At 61.4% G+C, this 26,616-nt stretch carries 23 protein-coding genes, 2 tRNA genes and 1 pseudogene; 10 read left to right on the top strand and 16 right to left on the bottom strand.

Annotated elements, in window-relative coordinates; translation table 11 throughout:
- Nucleotides 1-11 precede the first annotated feature (11 nt).
- The 6 genes from LH20_RS07900 to LH20_RS07875 all read right to left on the bottom strand — a co-directional run bounded on the left by LH20_RS07900 (nt 12) and on the right by LH20_RS07875 (nt 8,732).
- Nucleotides 12-3,506, bottom strand: a complete 3,495-nt coding sequence (locus LH20_RS07900) for an indolepyruvate ferredoxin oxidoreductase family protein (RefSeq protein ID WP_053553743.1) — start codon at nt 3,504-3,506, stop codon at nt 12-14.
- Nucleotides 3,499-4,200: a glutathione S-transferase family protein gene (locus LH20_RS07895; protein ID WP_053553742.1), complete on the bottom strand. Its 702-nt coding sequence runs from the start codon at nt 4,198-4,200 to the stop codon at nt 3,499-3,501. The genes LH20_RS07900 and LH20_RS07895 overlap by 8 nt, the downstream gene beginning before the upstream one ends.
- On the bottom strand, nt 4,197-5,600 hold the full coding sequence (locus tag LH20_RS07890) for an FAD-binding oxidoreductase (RefSeq protein WP_053553741.1): 1,404 nt from the start codon (nt 5,598-5,600) through the stop codon (nt 4,197-4,199). The genes LH20_RS07895 and LH20_RS07890 overlap by 4 nt, the downstream gene beginning before the upstream one ends.
- Nucleotides 5,601-5,602: 2 nt before the next feature.
- Entirely contained in the window at nt 5,603-5,914 is a 312-nt protein-coding gene (locus LH20_RS07885; RefSeq protein ID WP_053553740.1) for a Rieske (2Fe-2S) protein, read from the bottom strand.
- Between the two features lie 8 nt (nt 5,915-5,922).
- Nucleotides 5,923-6,339: an ester cyclase gene (locus LH20_RS07880; protein WP_053553739.1), complete on the bottom strand. Its 417-nt coding sequence runs from the start codon at nt 6,337-6,339 to the stop codon at nt 5,923-5,925.
- Between the two features lie 113 nt (nt 6,340-6,452).
- Nucleotides 6,453-8,732 (bottom strand): TonB-dependent receptor, encoded by a 2,280-nt coding sequence (locus tag LH20_RS07875; RefSeq protein ID WP_053553738.1) that lies wholly within the window; start codon nt 8,730-8,732, stop codon nt 6,453-6,455.
- Nucleotides 8,733-8,958: 226 nt separating this feature from the next.
- Here LH20_RS07875 and LH20_RS07870 point away from each other — a divergent pair, with 226 nt between their 5' ends.
- Nucleotides 8,959-10,005, top strand: a complete 1,047-nt coding sequence (locus LH20_RS07870; RefSeq protein ID WP_053553737.1) for an AraC family transcriptional regulator — start codon at nt 8,959-8,961, stop codon at nt 10,003-10,005.
- A 23-nt stretch (nt 10,006-10,028) separates the two neighbouring features.
- Here LH20_RS07870 and LH20_RS07865 read toward each other — a convergent pair whose 3' ends face one another.
- Complete coding sequence (locus LH20_RS07865; RefSeq protein ID WP_053553736.1) at nt 10,029-11,219, bottom strand: alpha-hydroxy acid oxidase; 1,191 nt, start codon at nt 11,217-11,219, stop codon at nt 10,029-10,031.
- Nucleotides 11,220-11,258: 39 nt separating this feature from the next.
- On the bottom strand, nt 11,259-12,509 hold the full coding sequence (locus tag LH20_RS07860) for a cytochrome P450 (RefSeq protein ID WP_053553735.1): 1,251 nt from the start codon (nt 12,507-12,509) through the stop codon (nt 11,259-11,261).
- A 258-nt stretch (nt 12,510-12,767) separates the two neighbouring features.
- Between LH20_RS07860 and LH20_RS07855 the strand changes: the two genes are divergently transcribed.
- The 3 genes and pseudogenes from LH20_RS07855 to LH20_RS07845 all read left to right on the top strand — a co-directional run.
- Nucleotides 12,768-13,475 carry an ester cyclase gene (locus LH20_RS07855; protein WP_053553734.1) on the top strand — a complete coding sequence of 236 codons (708 nt, stop codon included), beginning with the start codon at nt 12,768-12,770 and terminating at the stop codon, nt 13,473-13,475.
- Complete coding sequence (locus tag LH20_RS07850; protein ID WP_053553733.1) at nt 13,475-14,521, top strand: aldo/keto reductase; 1,047 nt, start codon at nt 13,475-13,477, stop codon at nt 14,519-14,521. Before LH20_RS07855 ends, LH20_RS07850 begins: the two co-directional genes overlap by 1 nt.
- 44 nt (nt 14,522-14,565) lie before the next feature.
- Nucleotides 14,566-15,486 (top strand): annotated as a pseudogene (locus LH20_RS07845) (NAD(P)/FAD-dependent oxidoreductase); the annotation flags it as partial.
- Here LH20_RS07845 and LH20_RS07840 read toward each other — a convergent pair.
- Complete coding sequence (locus tag LH20_RS07840; RefSeq protein WP_053553732.1) at nt 15,468-16,175, bottom strand: tyrosine-type recombinase/integrase; 708 nt, start codon at nt 16,173-16,175, stop codon at nt 15,468-15,470. The pseudogene LH20_RS07845 and the gene LH20_RS07840 sit on opposite strands and share 19 nt — an antisense overlap.
- Nucleotides 16,176-16,411: 236 nt before the next feature.
- Here LH20_RS07840 and LH20_RS07835 point away from each other — a divergent pair, with 236 nt between their 5' ends.
- Entirely contained in the window at nt 16,412-17,617 is a 1,206-nt protein-coding gene (locus tag LH20_RS07835) for an ISL3 family transposase (RefSeq protein ID WP_083455344.1), read from the top strand.
- A 99-nt stretch (nt 17,618-17,716) separates the two neighbouring features.
- Here LH20_RS07835 and LH20_RS07830 read toward each other — a convergent pair.
- Nucleotides 17,717-17,802: transfer RNA gene (locus tag LH20_RS07830), tRNA-Tyr, on the bottom strand.
- A gap of 79 nt (nt 17,803-17,881) precedes the next feature.
- Here LH20_RS07830 and rlmB point away from each other — a divergent pair.
- Nucleotides 17,882-18,649 (top strand): 23S rRNA (guanosine(2251)-2'-O)-methyltransferase RlmB, encoded by a 768-nt coding sequence (rlmB, locus tag LH20_RS07825; protein WP_053556165.1) that lies wholly within the window; start codon nt 17,882-17,884, stop codon nt 18,647-18,649.
- Nucleotides 18,650-18,730: 81 nt separating this feature from the next.
- Here the strand turns inward: rlmB and LH20_RS07820 are convergent, their stop codons facing one another.
- Nucleotides 18,731-19,048 carry a 2Fe-2S iron-sulfur cluster-binding protein gene (locus LH20_RS07820; protein WP_053556164.1) on the bottom strand — a complete coding sequence of 106 codons (318 nt, stop codon included), beginning with the start codon at nt 19,046-19,048 and terminating at the stop codon, nt 18,731-18,733.
- Nucleotides 19,049-19,150: 102 nt separating this feature from the next.
- On the opposite strand from LH20_RS07820, the gene LH20_RS07815 reads away from it, so the two are divergent.
- The 3 genes from LH20_RS07815 to LH20_RS07805 are packed head-to-tail and all read left to right on the top strand — an operon-like array spanning nt 19,151 to nt 20,789.
- Nucleotides 19,151-19,768 (top strand): DNA-3-methyladenine glycosylase family protein, encoded by a 618-nt coding sequence (locus tag LH20_RS07815; protein ID WP_053553731.1) that lies wholly within the window; start codon nt 19,151-19,153, stop codon nt 19,766-19,768.
- A 35-nt stretch (nt 19,769-19,803) separates the two neighbouring features.
- Nucleotides 19,804-20,205: a ketosteroid isomerase-related protein gene (locus LH20_RS07810; protein WP_053553730.1), complete on the top strand. Its 402-nt coding sequence runs from the start codon at nt 19,804-19,806 to the stop codon at nt 20,203-20,205.
- Nucleotides 20,202-20,789 carry a GNAT family N-acetyltransferase gene (locus LH20_RS07805; RefSeq protein ID WP_053553729.1) on the top strand — a complete coding sequence of 196 codons (588 nt, stop codon included), beginning with the start codon at nt 20,202-20,204 and terminating at the stop codon, nt 20,787-20,789. Before LH20_RS07810 ends, LH20_RS07805 begins: the two co-directional genes overlap by 4 nt.
- A 130-nt stretch (nt 20,790-20,919) precedes the next feature.
- On the opposite strand, the gene tig is transcribed toward LH20_RS07805, so the two are convergent.
- Nucleotides 20,920-22,494: a trigger factor gene (gene tig / locus LH20_RS07800; RefSeq protein WP_053556163.1), complete on the bottom strand. Its 1,575-nt coding sequence runs from the start codon at nt 22,492-22,494 to the stop codon at nt 20,920-20,922.
- A gap of 60 nt (nt 22,495-22,554) precedes the next feature.
- Nucleotides 22,555-22,639 (bottom strand) — tRNA-Leu (locus LH20_RS07795).
- A 169-nt stretch (nt 22,640-22,808) separates the two neighbouring features.
- On the opposite strand from LH20_RS07795, the gene LH20_RS07790 reads away from it, so the two are divergent.
- The gene (locus tag LH20_RS07790; protein ID WP_053553728.1) at nt 22,809-23,006 is read left to right on the top strand and encodes a hypothetical protein; all 198 of its coding nucleotides are present in this window, start codon (nt 22,809-22,811) and stop codon (nt 23,004-23,006) included.
- 187 nt (nt 23,007-23,193) lie between these two features.
- Here the strand turns inward: LH20_RS07790 and gatB are convergent, their stop codons facing one another.
- The 3 genes from gatB to gatC form a co-directional block, all read right to left on the bottom strand.
- Nucleotides 23,194-24,660, bottom strand: a complete 1,467-nt coding sequence (gene gatB, locus LH20_RS07785) for an Asp-tRNA(Asn)/Glu-tRNA(Gln) amidotransferase subunit GatB (protein ID WP_053553727.1) — start codon at nt 24,658-24,660, stop codon at nt 23,194-23,196.
- A 99-nt stretch (nt 24,661-24,759) separates the two neighbouring features.
- Nucleotides 24,760-26,241 carry an Asp-tRNA(Asn)/Glu-tRNA(Gln) amidotransferase subunit GatA gene (gene gatA / locus LH20_RS07780; RefSeq protein WP_053553726.1) on the bottom strand — a complete coding sequence of 494 codons (1,482 nt, stop codon included), beginning with the start codon at nt 26,239-26,241 and terminating at the stop codon, nt 24,760-24,762.
- Complete coding sequence (gene gatC, locus LH20_RS07775) at nt 26,241-26,543, bottom strand: Asp-tRNA(Asn)/Glu-tRNA(Gln) amidotransferase subunit GatC (RefSeq protein ID WP_053553725.1); 303 nt, start codon at nt 26,541-26,543, stop codon at nt 26,241-26,243. The genes gatA and gatC overlap by 1 nt, the downstream gene beginning before the upstream one ends.
- Between the last annotated feature and the right edge of the window lie 73 nt (nt 26,544-26,616).

Here is a 26,616-nt window from a genome sequence, read left to right as displayed (position 1 = left end):
TCTCCTCAATATCAGGCCGTCAACGCGACCCGCTTGTCATCAGCGTTCGTCGCCGTCGTGTTGCCGGCATTGTGGAAACGTTCGAGAACGCTCGCCTCCAGCGCCCGCACGCGTTCGACCGATGCCTCCTTCACATGGCCATAACCACGGATCTGGCCCGGTAGACTTGCCGCCTCGACTGCGAATTTGTGGTTTGCGGCGGTCAGAGCCGACGCCATGTCGCGCAGACGCGCCTCATATTCATCGATCAGTGCGCGTTCCATCTTGCGTTCGGCGGTGTGGCCGAATGGATCGAACTTCGTCCCGCGCAGCCGTTTGCCCTTGGCGAGTAGCGGAAACAGCTTGCCGACCCAAGGACCGAATTCACGCTTGAGCAAATGGCCAGTCTCGGGGTCGCGTTTCGAGAAGAGCGGCGGCGCGAGGTTATAGCGCAGCTTGGCCCCGTCCTCGAATGTCGCAGCGAGCTCGCGCTGGAATTCCGGGTCGGAATGAAGACGCGCCACCTCATATTCATCCTTATAGGCCATGAGCTTGGCGAAGTTGCGCGCGACCATGACGGCGAGCGTGGTGCTGCCCGGCAAAACGCGCTCCTCGGCGGCGGCGACCACATCGACGAGCGCCCGATAGCGTGCAGCGTAAGCGGCGTCCTGATAGGCCGTCAGCAACGCGGTCCGGTGTGCGACGATATCCGCCAAATCGGTTAGCGGCTTGAACTCGGGCGTCGTCTTGGTCGCCGCGGCGGCCGCATTCACCTTGTCCGGATCGACGACAAGCAGGCGGCCCAATGCGAATGCCGATAGATTGAAGGGTACCCCGACGCCGTTGATTTCGACCGCGCGCGCGATTGCGGCGGGCGAGACGGGCAGCAGGCCAAGCTGCGATGCATAGCCGAGCATGAACAGATTGGCGGCTATCGTGTCGCCGAACAACGCCAGCCCCAGCCCGGTCGCATCGACGCCATGCAACGTCGATGACAGCTTCTGCAAACGGCCGACAATCAGGCTCTGGTCGAGGACGAGATCGGGGTTACGCTGAAATGCTGGGGTCGGCGTGATCCGGGCATTGACGACGGTCGTCGTGCGTTCGGCAGAGAGGGTGACGACGGGCTCTTTCGACAAGGCCGCCACCGCATCGAAAGCTAGCGCAAGATCGGCTTCGCCGGTCCCGAGCTTTTGCGCCGCGAGATCGTCGGCAGCGGCCGCAATGCGGACATGGCTGTAGACTGCGCCATTCTTCTGGCTCAGCCCGGTCATGTCGAAGACCGAACAGGCGCGACCTTCAAGGTGCGCGGCCATGCCGAGAAGCGCACCAACGGTAACGACCCCGGTGCCGCCGATCCCGGATATCATGATGTTGAATGCACCATCCGTCATCGCCGCGAGTGCCGGTTCAGGAAGGTCGGTTTGCACCTCACCCGCCAGCGCCGAGGCTTTCGCTTTGCGCGGTTCGGCATCCAGTACGGTGATGAAGCTGGGACAGAAGCCTTTGACGCAGCTGTAATCCTTGTTGCAGTTCGACTGGTCGATCTGCCGCTTGCGGCCCAATTCGGTTTCCTTGGGCCAGACGCTGACGCAGTTCGACTGGACCGAGCAGTCGCCGCAGCCTTCACAGACCGCGCTATTGATGAACATGCGCTTCGCCGGATCGGGGAATTTGCCACGCTTGCGGCGGCGCCGCTTCTCCGCTGCACATGTCTGTTCATAGACGATGACTGTGACGCCCTTAACTTCGCGAAGTTCGCGCTGCAATGCGTCGAGTTCGTCGCGGTGATGGACGGTGACGCCCGCGCCGAGCCTACTATTTGCGTCATATAGCTCGGGCCGGTCGGTGACGACGATGCAGCGCGCAACGCCCTCTGCCAGCACCTGGCGCGTGATGTCGCCCGGCGTCAGCGGCCCATCGACAGGCTGTCCGCCCGTCATCGCCACCGCATCGTTGAACAGGATCTTGTAAGTGATGTTGACCTTGGCCGCGACCGCTCCGCGGATCGCCAGCAGCCCGGAATGATAATAGGTGCCGTCGCCGATATTCTGGAAGATATGCGGCGTCTCGGTGAAATGGGCGAGGCTATACCAGTGCGCGCCCTCCCCCCCCATGTGGGTGTTGGGCAGCATTTCGGGGCCCGAATACATCGCCATGGCATGGCAACCAATGCCGCCCGCGGCGAGACTTCCCTCAGGAAAACGGGTGCCGGTGTTGTGCGGGCAACCCGAACAGAAATAGGGCGCGCGCACCGCATCTCCCGCCTTCTGGCTCGCAACCTTTGTCATCGCGCTGCGCAGCGCGACGACGCGATCAGCGATGGCCTGGTTCTCCATGCCGAGCCGGCGCAGCCGCTCTGCAATCACCAGGGCAAGTTGGAGCGGATCGAGCTGCTCGTCGCTGGGGATCATGAACGCGCCGGTTTCGTCGGTCTTGCCGACGATCGTCGGAACGCCAGGGCGGCCATAGAGGATCGCCTTTGCCTGCGCCTCGGTCAGCCCGTCCTTTTCTTCGATGAACAGCAATTCGGACTGATCCGCAGCGAACTCCGCCAGTCCCTCGCGTTCGACCGGGTATACGCAGCCAAGTTGATAGAGCGAAATGCCGAAGGCGGCCGCAGCCTGATCGTCGAGGCCGAGCAGTTTCAGTGCCTGACGCGCATCCTGGACCGCCTTGCCCGACGCGACGATGCCGAGCTTGCGCATGCCGGTGTCGATCAACAGCCGATCGATACCGTTCGCGCGGACGAACTTTTCGACCAGCGGCCAACGATATCGCTTCGCCACGATCTCCGACTGAACGCGGTCGAGATGCGTCGGGAAATTGTGGAACCCATTGAAGGGTGCGGTCCCGCGATCGGGCAGCACCGGTTCGTTGTCGAGACGCGGAAGCTCGACGGTCATCGTCTGCTCCAGCACCTCGTTACACATTTTGAAGCCAGTATAGAGCCCGGTGTAGCGGGACATCGCCCAGCCCAGCAGGCCAAATTCCAGCACGTCCTGCACATTGGACGGCGCGAGGATCGGCATGCCAGCGTGCATCAGCGCCACTTCGCTCTGATGCGCGACGGTCGATGACTTACCCGAATGATCGTCGCCAGCGACGATCAACACACCACCATTGGGGTGCGAACCCGCCATATTGCCATGTTTGAACGGATCGCCCGACCGATCGACGCCTGGTCCCTTTCCGTACCAAATGGCAAAAACCCCATCCTTCGTGGGATTGGGAATACCGGCCAGCATCTGGGTTCCCCACACTGCTGTCGCGGCCAGATCCTCGTTCACGCCAGGCTGGAACATGATGTCCATAGTCTCGAGCAGCGACTTGGCGCGCCACAATTCCTGATCATAGCTTCCGAGCGGCGAGCCGCGGTACCCCGAGATAAACCCGCCCGTGTCGAGCCCGGCCCGCGTGTCGCGTTCCTTTTGCAGCATCGGCAAGCGCACCAACGCCTGCGTACCGGTCATCAGAACGGTGCCTTCATCGATCGTGTATTTGTCGGTCAGCTTGACGTCACGCATGGGATAGAGACCTTTTGTATTCGTCCGGCCGATAAGTGGCGCAATGGGCGGCGAGATAGGCTTCGAAACTGGTTTCGAATTCGGCCGTTACAGTTCTGGTACTTGGGCGCGCCCGCATGGCGGCGCACCATTGCTCCAGTCCCCCGATCTCCTCGACGATCGATCGGGCGTAGGTGAACCGGGTGACGCGATCGGCGATGTCCATATTGTAGAAAGTGAACAGATCCGCCTGCATCGGCCGGTCACCGAACAGAAATGGTCCGGGTTCGAGCAGCCGCGCCAGTGCCGTTGTCGCGCGGTCGAGCATCGAACGGACCGCCACCTCGGTCGTCGCCAGGTTTTCGCCGCCCATGAACACGCCGGGAAACAGCTGCCGCACTTGAGCTTCGACATAGACCTGGACGATATTGATGATCTGGCGCGCCCGTGCCCGTGCGAAGGGCGTTTCGGGCCGCAGCGGAACGTCAGGGAAGGCATCATCGAGATAGTCGAGAATGGCGACAGTTTCAGTCAAAGTCCCTTCGCTCGTCTCCAGGACCGGGATCTTGCCGAGCGGGCTTAATTGCAGGAACGCTGGTTCCTGCGACGAACGCGTAACGATGAATTCGTGCTCCAATCCCTTCTCAATCAACGCAGCACGAACGATGTTGACGTAATTGCTCACGGGATAACCAAGCAGGCGAAGCACGGTCACGGATGCAGGTCCAGGATTTTGCCGGGGTTGAGGATATTGCCAGGATCAAGAAGCTGCTTGATATCCTTCATCAGCTTGCGCTCATCCGCCGAGCGCGACACGTCGAGCCATGGCTTCTTCTCCAGCCCGATTCCATGCTCGGCAGAGATTGATCCGCCAATGGGTCGCAGCGGCTCATAGACGCACGCTTCGACGCCGTGCCGGTCGTCTTCCCCGCCTGCGCCTATCGCGATATGCAAATTGCCGTCACCCATATGGCCAAGGAAAGCGATTTTGCTGTCGGGCCATCGCCCCTTCAGCTTTTCGGTCACCGCCGCAATATAGTCCTGCATCCTGCCCACCGGCAGCGATACATCGAAGGCATAGAAGGGCTGGAATTCGCGGACGACATGCTCCAGGTCCTCGCGAATGTTCCATATCTGCTCGCGCTGCGTCTCTGAGCGAGCGAGCACGGCATCGTCAAAGTAGCCCCGCTCTCCCGCTTCGCCGAGCACGGTTTCGAAAAGTTCGCTGTCGCGGTCCTGCTGCGAACCCAGCATTTCGATGATTGCATAATATGGCTTATCGGAAGCAAGCGGACCTGCATGCTTTCCCGCGCCTGTGTTCACGTTGTAGAAATTATTGTCGATCAACTCGAACGCACTGAGAAGTCCGCCGAGCCCCTGATCGACGAACCGCAACAGGTCGACTATCTGGCTGAAGTCCGATGCGCAGACGATCGCCGTATTGGAGCTGGTCGGACGTTCGCGAAGACGCAGGACCAGCCGGGTGATAACGCCTAGCGTGCCTTCCGAACCGATGAATAGCTGCTTCAGATCATAGCCGGCGTTGTTCTTAATCATCTGGTTCAGCGATGAGATGACGCGGCCATCCGCCAACACTGTCTCGATCCCCAGCACCTGTTCGCGCATCATACCATAGCGAATGACCCGCATACCTCCGGCGTTGGTCGACGCATTGCCGCCTAGCTGGCACGATCCCCGCCCACCCAGATCGAGAGGAAATGTCAGGCCATGCTCAGCAAGCGCGGTTTCCAGCGTGTCGAGAATGACACCCGCTTGCACCGTTGCGGTGCGGTTGACTGTATCGATTTCCTCGATGTCGGCCATGCGCTCTAGCGACAAGGCGATTTCACCGGCCTTTGTCTGAGTCGCGCGCACCCAGCCCGACATACCGCCTTGCACGACCACGGGTTGTCCAGCGGCATTGCAAAGCTGCAGCACGGCGGAGACCTCTTCGGTCGTGCGTGGGCGCACAATCGCGTCGGCGGCTATCCGGTCCATGAAATAGCCCGGATAGCGGGCTGCGACCTCTTCGCCAGTCAGCACGCCCGTCTCGCCGACGACGGCACGCAACTGTTCGATGAGAGCAGCCGGCACGGCAGGGAGGGCGTGCTGCATTGTCACAGGCTCACGAACACATCGTCGCCGTCGATGCGGACAGGATAGCGCTCGAGGATGATGGAATCATCTTCCTGGCATTCGCCGGTTTCCAGATCGAAGGTCCAACCGTGCCACGGGCAGGTCAAAATTGCTCCATCGACCTCTCCTTCGTGAAGAGGCCCCTCGGCGTGCGGGCACTGGCCGTTGGTGGCAACTACCTTGCCCCGACACATGAACAGGGCAACATCCTGTCCGCCTGCCTCGACCAAGATTGCTTCCCCCGCCTCGACGGCGGCCAGCGATCCGATGCGATATTCTTTCTTGTCGGTCATGGCTGCGATTATCCGGGGATGGCGCCAAGCTGCTGCAGAACAGGGATCGCGTCCCAGATGCTGCGCTCCAGAATGATTTTGCCGTCTTCGTCCCACCCCATGACGGTGACGCCGCGGGTTTTGGTGACCTTGCCTTTCGCATCGACACCCAGGAAATCGCCGGCATGCTTGGTCTCCCAGGTCCACTGGAAGGAGCCGAGACGGTTGTCACCGACATAGTCGAATACATCGAACTTGTTATAACTCTGCGACGGGTCCTCGATAATAAAGCCCTCAAAGAACGACCGCAGCGCCGGAAGGTCATTATTGATCCGCAAGTCGAAATTCACGTCCTCAAATTCGAACTCGGGCGCATAGAGCGTCATCAACTCGTCTGTCCCGTTGGCAAAAAGCCCGATCCAATATTGCGCCCATTGCTTGTTCATTACGTATCTCCGTGGCTCAATTCAGCATGCGGAACGTCGATGTCACCGCATCGTCGCACCTAACCAAAAATTACCGTCCCCGCCAAAAATGCCGGGGACGGCAAGGGGAGAGGTTAGAAGTTGAACCGCCCTTCAACACCGAGGTGACGGGTTTCCGCACGCGACGTCAGCTGGAACACGCCCAGCAGCGGTAGAACCGATCGATTGTATTTTTCATTGAAGATGTTCTTCCCGAAGAAGGACAGGCTCCAACGATCTTCCTTGGCCAGCGTCAGGCGCGCATCGACGAGGTTGACGGGGCTGCGCCGCGATCCCGGCGTGTTGTTGGCATCCCACCAGATCGAGCCGATCCGCGTATATTCGACGCGCGGCGTCAGCAGCAGGTCGTCACCGAGCTCAAAGTCATGCGTAATGCCGGCATTCAGGTTATATTTCGCGGCGTTGGGCGCACGATTTCCGACAAAGGCCGGGTTAGCGGCGAATGCGCGCACCTTGCCGTCGGTGTAGCCATAGGCACCGAAAATCTGCGGCCCACCGGGGATGCGCCAGTTGAAGTCGACCTCGAAGCCGCGCAAGCGAACCTTGTCGATCGACGTCGTCGTCTGAAGCCCTGCGGTCGGGAAGAATTCAAACTGCTGAGCGCCCGACACGTCCGTGGTGAAGGCCGCGAGGTTGAGGCTCAGCGACCGGTCGAACAGGCGCAGCTTTGTACCGACTTCCCACGAGGTCGACTTTTCAGCTGCGAACTGATCCTGCACGAACACCTGCGATCCCGGAGGCGCTACCGCAAGCAGTGCTGCGCGGCTGCCCAGCGGGTTGAAACCGCCGCTCTTGAAGCCCTTGCCGTAGCTCGCGTAAATGCTACCGGTACGGCCGAGATCGTAGGAGATGCTCGCCTTGGGCTCGAACTCCTTGAAGGTCTCTGAGGCCTTGCAGTCGGCGAGCGTGGTGCCCGCACCGCGCGCCTGGATACAAAGGTTATAATTGGCACCGGTGACCGGGTTGATCGCGTCGGGTGCGAGTTCGACCACGCTGCGCTTCTCGATGTCGTAACGGCCCGCCAAATTCAGGTGAAGCTGATCGGTCACGTCGAACTGGATGCTCGCGAAGGGTGCAAAACTTTCGGTCTTGTAGGCCTGCCGCGCATAGCTGACGGTTGCGCCGATGACGGGATCGCCAGGAAGATCGATGCCGTCGGATACCGGAACGATGCCGACGAGATCCTGGTTGAGTTCGCTGATCTGACCCCGCTTGAAGTTCAGATAATAGAGACCAACCTGCCAACGCAGCCGCTGCGCACTGTCGGAGGTCAGGCGAAGCTCCTGCGAGAAATTGCGGTCGCGATATTTATAGCCCTGGACAGTCGACCCCGGGGCACCAGAATCCGCAAGGTAGGGCGGAGAGTCTCCACCGAAGAACTGGTAGAGCTTGTCAACCGCGGTCACCGAGGTGAGCGTTGCCCAGCCCATGTCGTAATCCACCTTTAGCGATCCCGCGACGAGCCATTCGTCGAGCTGCCCCTGGACGTTGGTCACGAAGGGAAGATCGGTCCGATCGGCGTCGAGCTCGTTCACCGGAATGCCGCCGATCGGCAGCCCAACGAACTGCGACTGAAGCGCGGTCGAGCCACCCTTGGTGTCATGCCCGCTCACCTTGAAGTCGACAGTCAAACCGTCAGCCGGCTCCCAATAAAGACGCCCCTGCCCCAGCACCGTACGGAGCCTGTACGGCTTTTCACCGGTGGTGATATTGGTGAACGGACCGTCCGTGTCGCGGAACGACGCCGCGAGACCAAAGCCGAGCGTATCGGTGAGTGGTCCGCTGACTTCAGCTTGGGCGCGTGCCGTATTCCAGCTGCCATAGCCGGCAAGAAATGAGCCGCCGAGTTCGTCGCGCGGCTTTTTCGTCGTGACAACGATGGCACCTGCCGCCGCATTGCGGCCGTAAATTGCGCTTTGCGGACCCTTCAGCACTTCGATTTGCTGGATGTTGAACAGATCCTGGTTGAACTGCTTGAGGCTCGACAACTGAACACCATCGATCACGACGGCGACATTCGGGTCGGAGTTACGAACCGACGTCTGGCCGCGGATATTGGTGAAGCTGTCGCCAGTGGCCTCGTCGATGAATGTCACGTTCGGCGTCGAGACCAGATAATCCTGCGGACGGACGATACCCTTTGCTGCGATGTCCGCATCGGTCGTGACCGAAATCGCGATAGGAACCTGACTGAGATTTTCGTTACGCTTGGTGGCTGTCACGACGATGTCCGCCGGGCCGCTGTCTTCGGTGACCGCGCCAGATTCGGTCTGAGCCGCTGCCGGCACAACCGTGAGCGACATGCCGACGACCCACGCCGCCGACGCGCGAAATAGAAAGCCCTTGTAGCGCATCAATTCTCTCCCATTCTTGGCAATAGCGGCCGTGCGGGTCCGCTCCACCTTCGTCGGAGGGTACATCGAAGATCGCAGCCAAAAACGACAGAGCGCGTCGTGCCAAGGAAAGGCCGTTCGGGACAAAGCGACACGTTCGGCATAAAGGCGAGCGCGGGGCCTCAACGTGACTTAGGCGGCCGAATGCCCTAAACGCCTGGCGCGAGAAGAATATTGCGAGGGTCGCGTGACAGAAGCAGTTTCAAAGTCGGGGCTGACCGGCTGGGTTCTGGCCATTGTCAGGGCGATGCGCGCGAGCGGAATCGACCCCGACAAGGTGCTGAGCGATATCGGCATGGATCCATCGCGGCTGGAGGGCGGCTACGGTCGCTACTCGCAGGAACAGATCAGCAAGCTGTGGCGCGAGGCGGTGGCGCTGAGCGATTCCGACTTCGCTCTCCGGGTCGCGGCGGAAGTACGTCCCTCGACCTTCCATGTGGTGGGCTATGCCATGAGTTGTTCGGCCACGCTGTCGCGCGCGCTCAACCGCTTTGCCTTTTACTGTCGCCTTATTTCCGATTCGGCGACCGCAACGCTCACCGAGTCGGGCGAGAAGGTCATCCTCGCCATTGTTTTTGACACCGGCGGCGAGCCTCCCATTTATCAAACAGTCGAAACTGTGCTCGCTTCAGTGTTGGCATATCTTCGTTGGATTGCAGGTACCGAAATAACCCCGATCTCGGTGAGCCTCGCGCACCCGAAGCCACGACAGAGCGCTGGTCTGGAGCATTTCTTTGGCTGTCCGGTGCATTACAGCCAACCCGAGGATTCCATTGTTTTCGCACGCGCCGACCTCGATCGTCCGATCCTGGTTGCCGACGAGGAGCTGGCCGCCCTGCTCGATGGCGTGGCGAACCGTTATCTCGAGACCAGAATGGCCGGGCGCTTTGCCGTCCGGGTGCGCGACGCCCTTCTTTCCCGGATGCAGGACGGAATGGTGCGAAAAAGCGACATCGCCAAAAGCCTGCACATGACCGAACGCACGCTGCTGCGCCGCCTCAAAGATGAAGGAACGACCTTCTCGGACGTACTTGATCGAGTGCGGCTTCAATTGGCGTTTCAATATCTGCAACGCAGCGATCTGGTCATTCGGGACATCGCATATATGCTGGGTTTTTCCGACGAAGGCACTTTTTCCCGTGCATTCAAGCGCTGGACGGGCCGCCGCCCCAGTGTCATCGCCCAAATGAAAGCGGACGAAGTGGTGGAGGTCGCCCGCACGCTCGATATCTAACCTGCGTCCACCGACACTTCGAGTCAGTCGGCGCGCCGTTCCGCGTCGCCGCTCAGAAAGGCAGGCGCTGCACTCGCCAGCCGTACATGATCGCGACCGATATCCGGAAGTGACCGACACCCCAGCAGGGCCATGGTGCGCACAGTTTCCTGTTGCATCGTGCCGAGCCAACGCTGGACACCCTCGGCTCCGAACGCCGACAGCGCGTAAAGATAAGGCCGCCCGGTCATACAGGCGCGCGCGCCCATGGCGATAGCCTTCAGAATATGGCTGCCCCGGCGAATGCCACCGTCGAGGATGACCTCAACCCGGTCGCCGACTGCATCGACGATGTCAGCGATCAGATCGATCGTCGCTGCCCCTCCGTCGAGCTGGCGCCCACCATGGTTGGAAATGATGACCGCAGTCGCGCCGGAATCGGCGGCACGACAAGCGTCCGCCGAAGACTGAAGCCCCTTGATCGCGAAGGGGCCATCCCAATAGGCCGCAATTTTTTCAATCCGCTCCCAGCTGATATGGGGTTCCATTTTCGATGCGAAGAAGGACGCCAACGTCGAAAGATCGCCCTCCCCCCCCGCAGTCACGTTCGGCAAAGAGAATTTGCCACCGCCCAAATAACCGAGGCACCAGCCCGGATGCTTCACAAACGCTGCCAGTGACGACGGGGAGAGCCGCGGTGGAACGGTCAGCCCAGAACGGAGGTCCCTTTCCCGATTTCCCGCCACGATCGTGTCGACGGTGATGCACAGTGCGTCGAAGCCCGCAGCCTTGCACCGGTCGATGCTCGCAAAATTCAGCGCGTCGTCGGCGAGAAGATAGAGCTGATAGATTTTGGGGCCGGTCGTGGCGGCGCCGATGTCCTCGATCGAGGTGGTAGCCATAGTCGAGAGCGCATAGCCGCAGCCTGCATCGGCCGCGGCCTGCGCTACGCCCAGTTCGCCATCGGGATGGAACATGCGGCTCATGCCGGTCGGCGCAAGGATCAGCGGCCAGGCGAGATCGCAGCCCAGCACGCGGGTCGCGGCACTGACCTTCGTCACATCTGCCAAGTACCGCGGAACCAGATCATATCGATCGAAGGATTCGACATTCGCCGCGGCCGTCTTTTCATCATCTGCAGCCCCGCAGATATAATCGAAAAGCGGACGCGGAAGCCGCCGCCGGGCCGCGACCTCATAATCGGCAGTGCCATAGCACTGCGTCAGCCTGGGCATAATCGGCTACTCCCCCGTTCGAGTCAGCGCGTCTGCGATTCAGCCGCGAGCGCGAAAGCGAACCTTCAGATGGTGGGGACCACGCGCGAAGTATGAGTCGAGCCATTCGACCTCGTCGGACACCGGCTCCAACAGCTCGAGGCGCTGGAAAACCGTCTCCAGCGCGGAGCGCGCCTCCATTCGTGACAGATAGTTGCCGAGGCAGAAGTGCGGCCCCTGTCCGAACGACATGAGAGGAACGGTGATCTTCCGATCGATGTCGAACACCTCGGGGTTCGAGAATTTGGTCTCGTCGCGATTGGCCGATGCGAGTAGCGGCATTACGGTCGATCCCTTGGGGATCTTCACACCGCCTAGTTCGGTGTCCTCCATCGTGTGTCGGAAAATGATCTGAACCGGTGGATTGTACCGCAGCACTTCCTCAATCAGCGCCGGAATGAGCTCAGGATTGGCGCGAACCCGGGTGTACACTTCGGGGTGCCGCTTCAGTTCGATGAGTGTCGTGCCCAGCAGGTTGGTCGTCGTTTCGACGCCACCGATCAGGAGGAGGATCGACATCTGAATCACTTCGATCCGCGACATTCTCTGGCCGTCGATCTCGGCGACGATGAACTGCGAGATGAGGTCATCCTGTGGATTGGCCGCACGCTCGTCATAAAGCTCTTCGAAGAATGCACGAACCTTGTCCGAGCTATCCTGGATCTCGGCAAGCCGTTCCGGCCCATAGGCAGCGCGGTTTGCGGCCGCGAGAATATTGTCGACCCAGATCTTAAACTCGGCACGACGCGCTGTCGGGACACCCAGAACCTGAGCGATCACCGTCACGGGATAAAGCGCGCAGAAATCGGTCGCGAAGTCAAATTCGCCTTCGACACCATGCTTCGCAATGATGCCATCGATCAGCTCGTTCGCGACTTCGTAGGTTCGGTCGACTAGGACCTTGATCTTCGAAGGTACAAAGGCCTTGTTCGCTAGCTTACGCAGCTGGACGTGCCCCGGTGGGTCCATCGAGATCATCGGCGGCACTTCCGGAACCGGATCGAACTCGCCAAGCAACGCCGGCCAGAACATCGAACTGCTGTAAAGCTTGCCGTTCTTCAGCAACGTATCGACGTCGTCGTAGCGAGCGACGCCGTACGCCTGGAGCGACGGCAGCCACGGCACCGGGTCGTCGCGACGCAGCTTCGCATAATAGGGATAGGGTTCGTGTTTTACGACCGGGTCGAGCGGATCATAGACGCGCTCTGCGGTATCGGTGGCCGCGCTGGGGTCGAGAAGGACTTCGCTCATTTTTCTCTCCGCATGTCGGTATGGTGCATTCGCGCCATCCCTATCTGGTTGAATGAAAGACTATGGCCAGCCTTTGCCGCCCCGAAGGGCCAGCCGTGCCACGAAAAAGCAGATGGTGCCAAAGATTTGAAGGCGCTGGCACGTTCGGCCTCGCCGTGACCCCTTCTGCCGTGGCAAAGGCCATGAAGAGAGATAGTTTGCGGAAACGAAGTACGGGAAGAACCCGCCATAGTCGTGCATTGAAGAGAGGATAGAGACATGCATTTTCTGTATGCCGCCCATGTCACCGAAGACCATCTGACGCCTGGCCAGCAGCGCGTGCTGCGCGGCCTGCGCGCGCCGTCGATGTCGACGGGCACCGAAACGCCCTCGCACAACTCGCGGCCAAAGGATTTCAACAGCGCGCAAGACTGGGTGACGGCATTCTTCGACAAGGGGGCCGAGGAAGTTCTTGGCTATTACGCCGACGATTTCGTTTGGGAAGACATTGAGTTCATGCAAACGATCACGACGAAGGAGGACCTCTACAAGGCGTTCGTTGTGTTCAACAATTCGGGGCCCGATTCGCCGTTCGGCGTCCACAAATTCGAGGTACTGAGCTATGACGGCGGTCGCTGTCCTCGTCAGCACGCCCAGACGCGGACGGGCCCGACGCCTGGCGATTTCCCCGAGGACGTCTATCGTCGCTACTCCGACAATATCTTCCTTGGCGCCGACTTTGAATATGACGAGTGGGGCTATATGCAGTGGATCTGGAAAGCCACGCATAACGAGGATTTCTTTGGCATCCCAGCCGCGGGCAAGACGACCTACACGCGCGGCACCACCACGCAATTTTACCGCGACGGCAAGATCGTCCGCTGCCGCACGCATTGGAATTTCCGGGAGTTCGCGATGCAACTCGGCGTCATTCCGTTCCCCGACGAAGCTTGGCGGGACAACCCCGGCCTCGGCGAGCCCGTCTGATGCGATACCGCCTGCTTGGTAAAAGCGGCCTGCGCGTATCGCAGATCGCGCTCGGTACCATGACATTTGGGACCGCGGTCGAATGGTCGCGGCCCGAAGAAGAATGCCGGCCAGTATTCGACGCTTTTACCGAAGCAGGCGGTAACTTCATCGACACCGCCAACATGTACACGGGCGGCGAGAGCGAAGGGATCGTAGGCCGGTTGATCAAGGCCGACCGCGATCGCTACGTCGTCGCATCCAAATATGCCAACGCAGTACCGGGTACGGGCGATCCCAATGCCGCCGGTATGCATCGCAAAAGCCTGACGCGGTCGCTCGATGCCAGCCTCAAGCGGCTCGGCGTCGATTATATCGACCTTTATTTCGTTCACTGGTGGGATTTCACCACACCGGTTGAAGAGGTGCACAGAGCGCTCGACGATGCAGTCAGCGCGGGGAAGATCCTCCACGTCGGGCTTTCCGACGTCCCGGCGTGGGTAGTCTCGCGGGCACAGGCCTTTCACGATCTGCGCGGGCTGGTTCCGATAGCCGCCATGCAGCTGGAATACAGCCTCGTCCAGCGTTCGATCGAGCGTGAGCATCTGCCGCTCGCAGCGGCTCATGACATCGGCGTGACCGCTTGGTCGCCGCTCGCGGGTGGCATCCTGACCGGAAAATATACACGTTCGGCGGAGTCCGGCGGCAACAACCGCATGGACAGTATGCAGCTTCAACCACTCGACGAGCGAAACCGCAAGATTGCCGAAGCACTCGACGCCGTCGCAGATCGCTTGGGCGCGACGTCCGGTCAAGTTGCGCTTGCATGGATCATGTCGCGCGGCGTCATCCCCATCGTCGGGGCAACGCGCCCCGACCAGCTCACCGACAATCTTCGGGCGATCGACCTCGTGCTGGATCAGGATGTGCTGGCGGAACTGGACGCCGCGAGCGCCTTCGACGCCGGACACCCCTATAGTATGCTCGAGTGGGATATGCCGATGGCGCTCGGCTATGGAGGTATGTTCGACCAGATCGACATCCCTCGTTTTCCCGGTCGCCGCTGACCTGCGTCGCATATCCGGCAATGCGTTTAAATCTGGGCGAGTAAATGAACCAGAGCGACGTGGTGATTGTCGGCGGCGGACATGGCGGGGCGCAGGTTGCGGTGATGTTGCGTACGCAGAAGTTCGAGGGCAGCATCGCAATCATCGGGGACGAACCCGAACTGCCCCATGAACGCCCGCCTTTGTCGAAGGAATATTTCGCGGGCGAGAAGGAATTCGAACGCATCCAGCTGCGGCCCGCCAAATATTGGGACGAACGCGCGGTGACGATGCTGCTGGGCAAGCGCGTCGTGTGGGGCGATTCCGCCGCGCACAGCGTCACGACCGACGCCGGCGAGACAATCGGCTATGGCAAGCTGGTCTGGGCGACGGGCGGGAGCCCGCGGATGCTGCCGATCGCGGGCGGCGACCTCCCCGGGGTGCAAGGCGTGCGGACGAAAGCTGATGCCGATGCGATGAAGGCGGCGTCGGAAACCGCAAGCCAGATCGTCGTCATCGGCGGCGGCTATGTCGGGCTTGAGGCCGCGGCGGCACTGACCAAGGCGGGCAAGAAGGTTGTGCTGCTCGAGGCGCTCGACCGCGTGCTGGCGCGCGTTGCAGGCGTCGAGTTGTCGCGTTTTTATGAGCAGGAACATCGCGATCATGGTGTCGACCTCAGGCTTGGCGTTTGCGTCGAGGCGATCGAGGGCGACACGCGCGTCACGGGCGTACGGCTGGCGGGCGGCGAGGTGATCCCCGCCGACCCTGTCATCGTCGGCATCGGCAGCGTCCCGGCGGTCGAGCCGCTCATCGCAGCGGGCGCCGAGGGCGGCAACGGCGTCCTAGTTGACCGCTTCTGCAAGGCGAGCCTGCCCGACATCTATGCGATCGGCGATTGCGCGGCGCATGTGAACGACTTTGCCGAGGGCGCGGTGATCCGGCTGGAATCGGTACAGAATGCGAATGATCAGAGCAATTCGAGCGCCAACCGCTCGAAGGCCGGCTTTCGACGCAAAGTCGCGATGAAAGTCGGGAGCGCGATGTAAGGCATCGCCTTGCGAGTTTCCCGTGACTTTACCTGCCGGGGCAGTCCCCTCCCCGCCTTCAGGCTGCCATTGCCCGACGGAGCCTCGCTGGAGCGCCAGCCCTTCGCGTGAGCATAATCCAGGACGACGCAAATTCGGTTGCGCACCTGACGTGCCGTCGCCGGGATCTCCTGCCAGATCGGCAACAATACATCGATGATATCCGCCGCAGAGATTCCCCCGGTCGGAACATTGCCCAATTTCGCAAAGGCGTGACTTTCGAGACTGGCGAGCCACTGCCGTGCATCGATGGCGCTCTTCCAGCCTGCCGCATTTTCCTTATGATATTGGTGCGCTGCCTCGCGGAACGTCACCTTGGCGGCAGCTTCATTCTTCCTTTCGACCAGAATATCGCGACGGTCGATCTTGATCGCCTTGTGCAGCTCGCTGGCTTTTTGCCGTGCCTCCACGAGCAGGAGCAATTTGGCGCTGCCCAACCCAATATCCCGGCGCTTGCCGTCATGTTGAAGACGCAGAAGCCAGGAAGCGCCGCCGCGTTTGTCCACCTTCAGAAATAGTCCATCCCCATCCTGATAGGTCCCGGGATTCGCCCACGCGGCCTTTATTGCCAAAGCTGTAAGCTTTTTCATAGCGTTAACCCCAATTTCTGCCCCCACACTTGGAGGGCCGATTCTGAAGGGGGGTAAAATCTACCCCCACATCTCCCCCCACTTTTCTCTGCGCTGCAGTGATACGGCGTGAGATGCAGAGGACCGACCAGGGATAATACCCTAGGTTTTCTACGGCCTCTAGAGGTTTTGGCTCTTCCTCGTGAACGGGGGATGAGGGAAATTGGGTTAGACTTGTCATAGGAAGGACAAGTCTGATGAAGAAGAAGGCTGATCAGGGAATCGACGGCATATTAGGGCTGTCGGATGTTGAGATTGTCCGTGTCGAGCGGCGACGCGACATTCGTGTGTGGGCGCGGCCAACGAAGCGGCCTGTTTGCCTTTATTGCGGCCACGGGGGGCTGCGGATCAAGGCGACTTATGAGCGCGATCTCAAGCACACGCGTCAAGGCAACCAGATCCTGATCGTGCACCTTGCGGTGCCCAAATATCATTGTGCCGGTTGCGGCCGCTATTTCCGTCATCGCTTTTCGGGCATCCGTCCGCGCTATCGCGCGACGGAGACGTACCGTCTTGAGGTCTTCGACGGTCACCACGGAGGCATCAGCCAAAGCCAGTTGACGAGCACCCATGCGATCGGCAGTGCAACCATCGAGCGCTGGTATCATCATTTCATCGAACAGCGCGTCTCGGAGCTGTCCGGTCGGCCCTGCCCGCAGGTCCTGGGGATCGACGAGCATTTTTTCTCGCGCAAGAGAGGCTATGCGACGACATTTGTCGATCTGAAGAATCACAAGGTCCACGATGTCGTCCCGGGACGCTCGGAAGACAGTTTACGAAGCTATTTGCGAAGGTTGCCAGGGCGCGACAAGGTCAAGGTCATCGTGATGGACCTGTCGGAAACCTATCGCGCAATCGCCCGCAAATATTTTCCGAACGCGAAGATCGTCGCCGATCGCTTCCATGTCATTCGGCTGCTCAACCAGCATTTCCTCGAAGGATGGAAGCGCTTCGATCCCGAGGGCCGAAAGAATCGCGGGCTGCTCAGTTCGATGCGGCGCCATCGATGGAAGCTAAGCGAAGAACAGCGCAAAAGGCTGGCCGTCTACCTGAAAGCCAATCCGGTGCTCGAAGCCCTCTACACTGCCAAGCAGGACATGGCCCTCCTGCTGACGCAAAAATCCCTCAATGCCAAAAAGGCCAGCCAGCTTATCCCCGACCTGCTCAGGCTGATCGATCAGTTCGCCGCCAGCCCCCTCAAGTCCCTCGCCGATACCCTGACCAGCTGGCTCGAGCCCGTCGCCCGCATGTGGCGCTTTTCCAGGAACAATGGAATCACCGAGGGCTTTCACACAAAGATGGAGATGATCTCGCGCCGCGCGTTCGGCTTCCGCAACTTTCACAACTACCGCTTGCGCGTGCTCGCTCTTTGCGGTTGGAATGGCGTCATCAATCGGGTCTGATCCACCCTCATCCCCCGTTCACGGGGAAGAGCCCAAAACTGTTACCTATGTCTCCGGAATAAACTGTAACCGATGTGTCCGGTACGGACCACGGGAGGATGGTGGACAGGGCTGGATTCGAACCAGCGTACGGAAACCCGGGCAGATTTACAGTCTGCTGCCTTTAACCACTCGGCCACCTGTCCATGGGGCCCCTGCGGGGAAGCGGTCCAATGGCGAAACGGCGCTTGCCTGTCAATGGCAGTCATGGGAAAGGCGCGCCATATGAGACAATTTTCCCGCCACCGCCGTCCCGGCGGCCCATCACCCAAGGGCCAAGGCATCCGTTTCTGGGGCCGCCACGCCGTCCTCGCCGCACTCGGCAATCCTGAACGGCGCGTCAAGCGCATCTGGGGTACGCGCGAGGCAATCGGTCAGCTCGACCTGCCCTCTGCGCTCCCCGTCAGCTATGCCGACGTCACGGACCTTGCACGGCTTGTTGCACGCGATGCCCCGCACCAAGGCCTGGTCGTCGAAGTCGACCCGCTCGACAGCCCCTATCTTGGCGACATATTGCAGGAGGAAAGCGACGCTGGAAGCCGGCGCCCAATCGTCGTTCTCGATCAAGTCACCGACCCGCATAATATCGGCGCGGTGCTACGATCGGCCGCGGCGTTCGACGCGGCCGCGATCGTCACGCAGGACAGGCATAGCCCGCCTGAAAGCGGCGTCATTGCGCGCGCAGCGTCAGGCGCGCTTGAAACCGTGCCGTGGGTGCGGGTCGTCAACCTCTCGCGTGCGCTCGAGGAAATCGCCGAGGCGCAATATTGGCGTATCGGGCTTACCGGCAACACCGAGACCACGCTCGGCGAGACCCTCGACGGCAGCAAGGTCGCGCTCGTTCTTGGTTCGGAAGGCGACGGGATGCGCCACAATGTCATGGAACATTGTGACGTTCTCGCGCGGCTGCCGATCTCGCCGCGGATGGAAAGCCTCAACATCTCGAACGCTGCGGCAATCGCGCTCTACGCGGTGGCGACCGCAGGAGCATAGGCATACTCCCAGCAAATGCTGGGAGCGAATTATTCTTTGCGAGGCTGGAAAACCTGCTTTTCGCCGGGATGAAGGGGAAGGTCAGTCCTCCTCGGCGATCCGCACCTTGAGGCCGTCCAGTGCGTCACTGAACGGGATCTGGCACGACAGACGCGAATTCTCATCGCGATCGCTGGTCGAATCGAGCAGGTCATTCTCATCCTCGCTCATCGCAGGCAGCGCGTCCTTGTTGCCGGCCTCGACATGAACGTGGCAGGTTGCGCACGAACAGCAACCACCGCACAGCGCGAGCAGCTCGTCAAAGCCCGCATCACGGATATTTTCCATCACGGTCAGGCTGGCGTCGCCTTCGATCTCATGTTCGGTCCCGTCGCGCGTCACCACAATCAGCTTGGCCATGCTCGTCCCCATATCGTTCGATTCGCATGGGGCTATGTCCCGCGTTGCACGGCAAATCAAGCGTTGCTAAGAGCGACTGAAGGAACAAAAAGGGAATATCGGATGGGATTGACCCAGGATAAGCTGAACGCCGGAATCGACGCGCTGACAAGGATCGAACCGCATTTTGCGCGCGCGCTCGGCCATGCCGGTTATCCTGAACCGCGCATTCGCGAGCCGGGGTATACGACCCTGCTTCGCACGATCGTTGGACAGCAGGTTAGCGTGGCTGCCGCCAATTCGATCTGGAACAAGCTCGAGGCGGCGTTCGGCGCGGGCTGCCCGGCCGAGGTCATGGCCGCGGCAGAGTTCGATGCGCTGCGTGCCTGTGGCTTATCGGCGCAGAAGCAAAGCTATGCCAAGAGCCTCGCGCAGCTCATCCTTGACGGGGAACTCGATTTCGCCGCGCTCCCCGCTGACGATGAGGAGGCGATTGCGCTCCTCACCAAGGTCAAGGGAATCGGGCGCTGGTCGGCCGAAATCTACCTTTTGTTTGCCGAAGGACGCCCCGACATCTGGCCCGCGGGCGATCTTGCGGTCCAGGAAGCGGTGGGCCGCATATTGCAGCTCGGCGAGCGTCCGAGAGAAAAGGCAGTGCGCATGCTCGCTGAACCCTGGCGGCCGCACCGGGGCGCGGCGGCAATCTTCAGCTGGCACTGCTACAATATGGCTGTGATCTGATAAGGGGTCCGCGAACAGCTTTTCGGGAGATTCGCATGACCGCCACCCGCGAGATCGTCGCCGCCTATTACACCGCCTTCAACGCGGGCGATACGGACGCGATGCTCGCACTTGTCGCAGATGATCTCCGCCACGATGTCAACCAGGGCGCACCGCGCCGCGGCAAGGCGCTGTTCGCAGAATTCAACGCGCACATGACGCGCTGCTACCGCGAAGAGCTCACCGACATGGTAATCCTTGCCGAGGGCAACCGCGCCGCCGCAGAGTTTGTCGTGAACGGCACCTATCTCGCGACCGACGAAGGCCTGCCCGAGGCGACTGGTCAGACCTATCGCCTACCCGCCGGAGCCTTCCTGGCAATCAATGATGCCGGGCTGATCGAACGCATCACCACCTATTACAATCTTGCGGACTGGCTGCGGCAGGTCGGGGCATGACACTCACCGTATTGCCGGTCACCGGCGCCCGGTTAGCCGAATTTATCCCGGATCTCGCCAGGCTGCGCATCGCGGTGTTCCGCGACTTTCCCTATCTCTACGACGGCGATGCGGAATATGAGGCCGATTATCTCTCGGCCTTTGCGGCGGCCGAAGGCGCCATCGTGGTTGTTGCCCGCGACGGAACTGAAATCGTCGGCGCCGCGACCGCGGCGCCGCTCGCAGCCCAGGACGCGGCCTGGCGAAAGCCGCTCGCGTTGGCTGGCTTTGACATAGATCGGACCTTCTATTTCGGCGAATCGGTGCTGCTCGAAAGCTGTCGCGGACGCGGGATCGGCCACGCCTTTTTCGACCACCGTGAGGCGCAGGCGCGCGCGCTCGGCGCCGCAACCGCTGCCTTCTGCAGCGTCATCCGCGCGCAAGATCACCCTGCCCGCCCCGCTGCTTACCGACCGCTCGACAGTTTCTGGCGCAAACGCGGCTACGCACCGCTCAATGGTGTGACCGCCCGGTTCGAATGGAAAACGGTGGGCGGCTTGGAGGAAGAGCCGCACGAGCTGCAGTATTGGACGCGGAGCCTATAGGCCCGCGGCTTGCCGGGATCGGGCGAGCGATCAGTGGCTTGTCGCGGGCCTGGCGGCATCTCCGACCGGCCAAGAAAACGGCCGGGTGAATCGCTCCACCCGGCCGTTCGAACTTTCACCCACGCAGCGCTTACTTCTTGGCTGCAGCCTTCTTCGCCGGCGCTTTCTTGGCGGCAGGCTTTTCGTCCGCGGCCCCCTTCTCGACCTTGGGCGCAGCGGCTTTTTTCGCCGGCGCCTTCTTGGCGGGGGCTTTCTCGGCCTTGACCTCTTCCTTCACCGCTTCCTTCTTGGCCGCCGGCTTCTTCGCAGCAGCCTTCTTCGCGGGCTTGTGGTCGTGGTCATGGTCGTGACCGCAACCCGGGCCGTGCACGTGATCGTCATCTGCCTCGATCGCTGCTTCAATCTCCTCGCGCGTCACTTCGCGGTCGGTGATCTCGGCCTTTTCGAAGAGGAAGTCGACGACCTTGTCTTCATAGAGCGGGGCGCGGAGCTGCGCGGCAGCGAGCGCGTCCTGCTGGACATATTCGACGAAGCGCTGGCGATCCTCGGGGCGATACTGCTGGGCCGCCTGCATGATCAGCCGCTGCATTTCCTGGTTCGAAACCTGCACGCCGTTCGCCTGACCGATTTCCGAGAGAAGCAGACCAAGACGGACGCGGCGGACCGCAATCGCGCGATATTCGTCGCGATCCTTTTCGAGCTCGGCCTTTGCCGCCTCGGGGTCCTCCTCGTGGCTCGCTTCATGCTCGAGCTGCTGCCAGATCTGGTTGAACTCGGCTTCGACCATCGTTGGGGGAACCTCGAAGTCGTGGTTCGCCGCGAGCTGATCGAGCAGCTTGCGCTTCATATAGGTCCGGGTCAGGCCGTTGAGCTCCTGTTCGACCTGGTCCTGCATCAGCTCCTTGAGCTTGTCGAGGCTTTCAAGCCCGAGCGACTTTGCAAACTCGTCGTCGATCTTGCTCTCGGCGGGAACCTTGACCTGTTTCACGGTAACCGCGAACTCGGCCGCCTTCCCCTTCAGCGTGTCGACAGGATAATCCTCGGGGAAGCTGACCTTGACGGTCTTCTCGTCGCCGGTCTTCGCGCCGACGAGCTGATCCTCGAAACCGGGAATAAGCTGACCCGAACCAATCTCGACCGCCATGTCCTCGCCGGTACCGCCATCGAACGCGACGCCGTCGACGCTGCCTGCGAAGTCAATGATGACCTGGTCGCCGCTCGCGGCCTTCTTCGTCTTCGGCGCATCTTCGAAGCGCTTCATCTGCGCCGCGAATTCCTCGATCTTCGCCATTACCGCCTTTTCATCAGCGGGAACGGTGAGCCGCTCAAGCTTCAGTCCGTCAATCGACGGCGTTTCAATCTCGGGCAGCACTTCGAGCGCAACCGTGATTTCGGCGTCCTTGCCGCGCTCATAGCCATCGGCGAGGCTGACCGCAGGCTGCAAGGCCGGGCGCAGCTTCTCGTTCGCCATCAGGTCGCGGACGCCCTGATCGATCGCCTTGTTGAGCGCGTCGGCCGACAGCGCTTCGCCATGCATCTTGCGGATGAGGTTCGGCGGCACCTTGCCGGGACGGAAGCCGGGCATGCGCACCGTGGGGGCAATGCTCTTCACTTCGTCATCGACGCGCGCATCGATATCCTTCGCGGTGATGGTCAGGCGATATTCGCGCTTCAGGCCTTCGTTCAGCGTTTCGACGGTCTTCATTGCCTTGATCTTGTCCTTGCTCAAAAACTCGTATGTTTCCCGGCCTTGCGTCAGCGGAACTGGTGCGGGCGAAGGGACTCGAACCCCCACATCTTGCGATACTGGTACCTAAAACCAGCGCGTCTACCAATTCCGCCACGCCCGCGTGAAAAGCTGTCAGCCGGGTGCACGAAGCCATGCGCTGCCGCGCACGCCCGTGCGGGCCGGGCGGCGCTATAGCAGACGGGGAGCCGAGGGCAAGGGCGAACGCCCGATATTCGGGGAAGCCGGAACGGCGATCGCGCCGGTACGTTGATCAGGCAAGGAGATTTGCCATGTCCAGTACGCCTGATCCGCTCCCCAAACCCAAACCCGACACAATCGAACCTCAGTCGCCGCCCGAAAGGCCGGTGCAGCCGACGCCCCTCGAAGACCCCGCAGGCCAGCCTGCCGAGATCCCCGCCAATCCGGGAGGCGACGATTTCGATGCTCCCGGCCGCGGCCCTAGCGAGGTGCCGCCCGGGCAGGTGTGAATTCGCCCGCCGAAACAAGGTTGATCAAGATCAGTCCGCACCCGTCGGAAGAAGCGTGCGGCGAGCCGGAGGCCCGCCGGTTCGAAGCTTCGCTCGAAAGACGTGCCTTCCGACGAGGTTGACCTAATTTACGCCATGCACGGGCCCTGGACTCCGCCCCCCGGTCCTGCCTCGTCTCGACCACCCCTCACGCAAGCGCTTTCTTCAGCAGCTCATTTACCACCTGCGGGTTTGCCTTGCCTTGCATCGCCTTCATCGTCTGGCCGACGAAGAAACCGAATAGCGCTTCCTTACCGGCCTTATATTGTTCGACCTTGTCGGCATTGGCGGCGAGGACTTTGGCGATTTCGGCCTCGATCGCGCCCGTGTCGCTCGTCTGCTTGAGACCTTCGCGCTCAACGATATCCGCGGCGCCGTCACCCGTCTCGAGCATCTTTTCGAACACCTGCTTGGCGATCGTGCCCGAGATCGTGCCGTCGGCGACGAGACCGAGGAGTTCGGCCGCCTGCGCCGGGCTCACGGGGGATTTCGATATGTCGGTGCCGAGCCGATTCAACGCGCCAAACAATTCGCTCGTCACCCAGTTCGCCGCCGCAACCGGCTTCGCGCCTGCCTCGAGCAGCGCATCGAACCAGCGCGCCGCCTCAACCTCGGCCGTCAGCACATCGGCGTTATAGGCCGAAATCCCGGCAGCTATGTAGCGCGCGCGCTTTGCGTCAGGCAGTTCGGGCAGACTCGCGCGGCATTCCTCGAGGAAGGCATCGTCGAGTTCGAGCGGCAACAGGTCGGGATCAGGGAAATAGCGGTAATCATGCGCGTCTTCCTTCGAGCGCATCGACCGGGTCTCGTTGCGGTCGGGGTCGTAAAGCCGGGTTTCCTGCACCACCGTGCCGCCACTCTCGATGAGTTCGATCTGCCGCTTCGCCTCGCTCTCGATCACCGCCATCACGAAGCGCACCGAATTGACATTCTTCGTCTCGGTGCGCGTACCGAATTCATCACCCGGGCGCCGCACGCTGACATTGACGTCGGCGCGCATCGAGCCTTCTTCCATATTGCCGTCGCACGAACCCACATAGCGCAGGATCGAGCGCAGCTTGCGGACATAAGCTCCCGCTTCTGCAGGCGAACGCATGTCGGGCCGCGAGACAATCTCCATCAGCGCGACGCCCGAGCGGTTGAGGTCAACATAGCTCATCGAGGGGTGCTGATCGTGCATCAGCTTGCCAGCATCCTGTTCGACATGGATACGCTCGATCCCGATCCGCTTTGCCTGCGGGATGCCCGCTTTCTCATCCGCCTCGATGGTCAGCGAACCCTCGCCAACAAGCGGGTGATAAAGCTGTGAAATCTGATAGCCCTGCGGGAGATCGGCATAGAAATAATTCTTGCGGTCGAAACGCGACCATTTGTTGATCACAGCTTCGATCGCCATCCCGGTGCGCACCGCCTGGCGGATGCACTCGCGGTTCGGCACCGGCAGCATCCCCGGCATCGCGGCGTCGACGAGCGACACCTGCGTGTTCGGCTCCGCCCCGAACGCTGTCGCGGCGCCCGAGAACAGCTTGGCGTTGGAGGTTACCTGCGCATGGACCTCGAGGCCAATCACGACCTCCCACTCGCCGGTTTCGCCCTTGATGCGGTATTCAGACATCTTTCGTTCCTTCATGTGTCCCCGCAAAGGCGGGAGACCCAGTGCGGGGCGGCGCGCGGCCGCTCGGGGCGCCCGCTTTCGCGGGAGCACGCCGCTAAATCACCACCACTTCTCAGCCCGCGCCGTGAAGCCCGCGCGCTCCTCGATCGCCAGGCCGGCGTTGAGCACGCCCTGCTCGTCGAACGCCTTGCCTATGATTTGCAGACCAAGCGGCAAACCTTCGCGATTGAGCGCTGCGGGAACCGACATCGCGGGCAGCCCCGCAAGGCTTGCCGGCACGGCGAACACGTCGTTGAGGTACATCGATAACGGATCGGCGGTTTTCTCGCCCAGCCCGAACGCCGCGGACGGCGCGGTGGGAGCAAGAATCACGTCGCAGCTTCCAAACGCATTGTCGAAATCGCGCGCGATCAGCGTGCGCACCTTCTGTGCCTGCGTATAATAGGCGTCATAAAAGCCCGCCGAGAGCACATAGGTCCCGATCATGATACGGCGCTTGACCTCCGGCCCGAAGCCTTCGGCGCGCGTCGCGGCATACATGTCCTGAAGGCCCGCGCCCTGCGGCAATTCGCGCAGGCCATAACGCACCCCGTCATAGCGCGCGAGGTTCGACGAGGCTTCAGCCGGCGCGATGATATAATAGGCCGGGAGCGCATATTTGGTATGCGGCAGGCTGATATCGACAACCTCGGCGCCCGCATCCTTCAGCATGGCAATCCCTGCGTCCCACATCGCGGCAATATCAGCATCGATGCCGTCGAGGCGATATTCCTTCGGAATTCCGACCTTCTTGCCCTTGAGATCACTCGACAAAGCTGCTTCCCAATTGGGCACCGGCTGGTCGAGGCTGGTCGCGTCCTTGGGGTCGAAACCCGCCATATTCTCGAGCAGGATGGCGCAGTCTCGAACATCGCGCGCCATCGGCCCTGCCTGGTCGAGCGAGCTTGCAAAAGCCACGATGCCCCAGCGTGAGCAGCGGCCATAGGTCGGCTTGATCCCCGAAATTCCGGTGAAGGCCGCAGGCTGGCGGATCGAGCCGCCGGTGTCGGTGCCGGTGGCGGCGGGGCAGAGCCGCGCCGCGATCGCGGCCGAGCTGCCGCCCGACGATCCCCCTGGGGCGAGCGCGGCGTTACCGCCGTCCTTGCGCCGCCACGGGCTGATGACATTGCCGAAATAGCTCGTCTCGTTCGACGAGCCCATCGCGAACTGATCGAGGTTGAGCTTGCCCAGCATACCGCAGCCCGCATCCCACAATTTCTGCGACACGGTGGACTCGTAGCGCGGGACGAAGCCCTCGAGCATGTGGCTCGCCGCGGTGGTCTGGACGCCATTCGTCGCGAACAGATCCTTCATTCCGATCGGCACCCCCGAGAGCGGCTTCAGCGTTCCCGCGGCGCGGTCCGCGTCGGCCTTTTTTGCCGCGGCGATCGCATGGTCGGGTGTTTCGACGATGAAGGCGTTCAAGGCCTTCGCATCCGCGACATTGGCGTTGAAGGCCTCGGCGACCTCGACGGCGCTGAATTCGCCCGCGCGGTGTCCGTCGCGGATCTGCGCGACGGTCAGGTTCGTAAGATCACTCATTATTCGATTACCTTGGGAACGCCGAAGAAGCCGTGCTGCGGCGCCGGCGCATTGGCGAGTATATCATCGCGGCGGTTGCCGCCGGTCAGCGGGTCTGCATCGACGACATCGTCGCGCAGCCGGAGCTTGTTCGGGATCACCGCGGTCATCGGTTCGACCCCCGTTACATCGACCTCGCCGAGTTGCTCGACCCAGCCCAAGATGCCGCTGAGTTCGCCTTCCATCGCGGCGGCTTCCGCATCGCTGATCGCGATGCGCGCCAGCGACGCGATCTTCCTTACCGTATCCTGATCGATTGCCATTGATTCCTGCCTTTGCGGGAGAAGCTGCGCCGCTAGCACTGCGCTTGCGACGCTTCAAGGTCGGACCAGAAAA

It is taken from the genome of Sphingopyxis sp. 113P3 (assembly GCF_001278035.1).
Classification (GTDB): Bacteria; Pseudomonadota; Alphaproteobacteria; order Sphingomonadales; family Sphingomonadaceae; genus Sphingopyxis.
Note: the sequence above shows the minus strand (reverse complement) of the source record. Positions and strands in the feature narration are given on the sequence as shown.

Excerpts from the sequence above, each read along its gene's own strand:
- LH20_RS07850 (WP_053553733.1), top strand. The coding sequence starts at position 13,475 with ATGCGATACCGCCTGCTTGGTAAAAGCGGCCTGCGCGTATCGCAGATC.
- LH20_RS07815 (WP_053553731.1), top strand. The coding sequence starts at position 19,151 with ATGGGATTGACCCAGGATAAGCTGAACGCCGGAATCGACGCGCTGACA.
- LH20_RS07865 (WP_053553736.1), bottom strand. The coding sequence starts at position 11,219 with ATGCCCAGGCTGACGCAGTGCTATGGCACTGCCGATTATGAGGTCGCG.
- gatA (WP_053553726.1), bottom strand. The coding sequence starts at position 26,241 with ATGAGTGATCTTACGAACCTGACCGTCGCGCAGATCCGCGACGGACAC.
- LH20_RS07790 (WP_053553728.1), top strand. The coding sequence starts at position 22,809 with ATGTCCAGTACGCCTGATCCGCTCCCCAAACCCAAACCCGACACAATC.
- LH20_RS07820 (WP_053556164.1), bottom strand. The coding sequence starts at position 19,048 with ATGGCCAAGCTGATTGTGGTGACGCGCGACGGGACCGAACATGAGATC.
- gatB (WP_053553727.1), bottom strand. The coding sequence starts at position 24,660 with ATGTCTGAATACCGCATCAAGGGCGAAACCGGCGAGTGGGAGGTCGTG.
- LH20_RS07810 (WP_053553730.1), top strand. The coding sequence starts at position 19,804 with ATGACCGCCACCCGCGAGATCGTCGCCGCCTATTACACCGCCTTCAAC.
- tig (WP_053556163.1), bottom strand. The coding sequence starts at position 22,494 with ATGAAGACCGTCGAAACGCTGAACGAAGGCCTGAAGCGCGAATATCGC.
- LH20_RS07890 (WP_053553741.1), bottom strand. The coding sequence starts at position 5,600 with ATGCAGCACGCCCTCCCTGCCGTGCCGGCTGCTCTCATCGAACAGTTG.
- LH20_RS07840 (WP_053553732.1), bottom strand. The coding sequence starts at position 16,175 with ATGAAAAAGCTTACAGCTTTGGCAATAAAGGCCGCGTGGGCGAATCCC.
- LH20_RS07880 (WP_053553739.1), bottom strand. The coding sequence starts at position 6,339 with ATGAACAAGCAATGGGCGCAATATTGGATCGGGCTTTTTGCCAACGGG.
- LH20_RS07860 (WP_053553735.1), bottom strand. The coding sequence starts at position 12,509 with ATGAGCGAAGTCCTTCTCGACCCCAGCGCGGCCACCGATACCGCAGAG.
- rlmB (WP_053556165.1), top strand. The coding sequence starts at position 17,882 with ATGAGACAATTTTCCCGCCACCGCCGTCCCGGCGGCCCATCACCCAAG.
- LH20_RS07835 (WP_083455344.1), top strand. The coding sequence starts at position 16,412 with ATGAAGAAGAAGGCTGATCAGGGAATCGACGGCATATTAGGGCTGTCG.
- LH20_RS07885 (WP_053553740.1), bottom strand. The coding sequence starts at position 5,914 with ATGACCGACAAGAAAGAATATCGCATCGGATCGCTGGCCGCCGTCGAG.
- gatC (WP_053553725.1), bottom strand. The coding sequence starts at position 26,543 with ATGGCAATCGATCAGGATACGGTAAGGAAGATCGCGTCGCTGGCGCGC.
- LH20_RS07875 (WP_053553738.1), bottom strand. The coding sequence starts at position 8,732 with ATGCGCTACAAGGGCTTTCTATTTCGCGCGTCGGCGGCGTGGGTCGTC.
- LH20_RS07900 (WP_053553743.1), bottom strand. The coding sequence starts at position 3,506 with ATGCGTGACGTCAAGCTGACCGACAAATACACGATCGATGAAGGCACC.
- LH20_RS07855 (WP_053553734.1), top strand. The coding sequence starts at position 12,768 with ATGCATTTTCTGTATGCCGCCCATGTCACCGAAGACCATCTGACGCCT.
- LH20_RS07805 (WP_053553729.1), top strand. The coding sequence starts at position 20,202 with ATGACACTCACCGTATTGCCGGTCACCGGCGCCCGGTTAGCCGAATTT.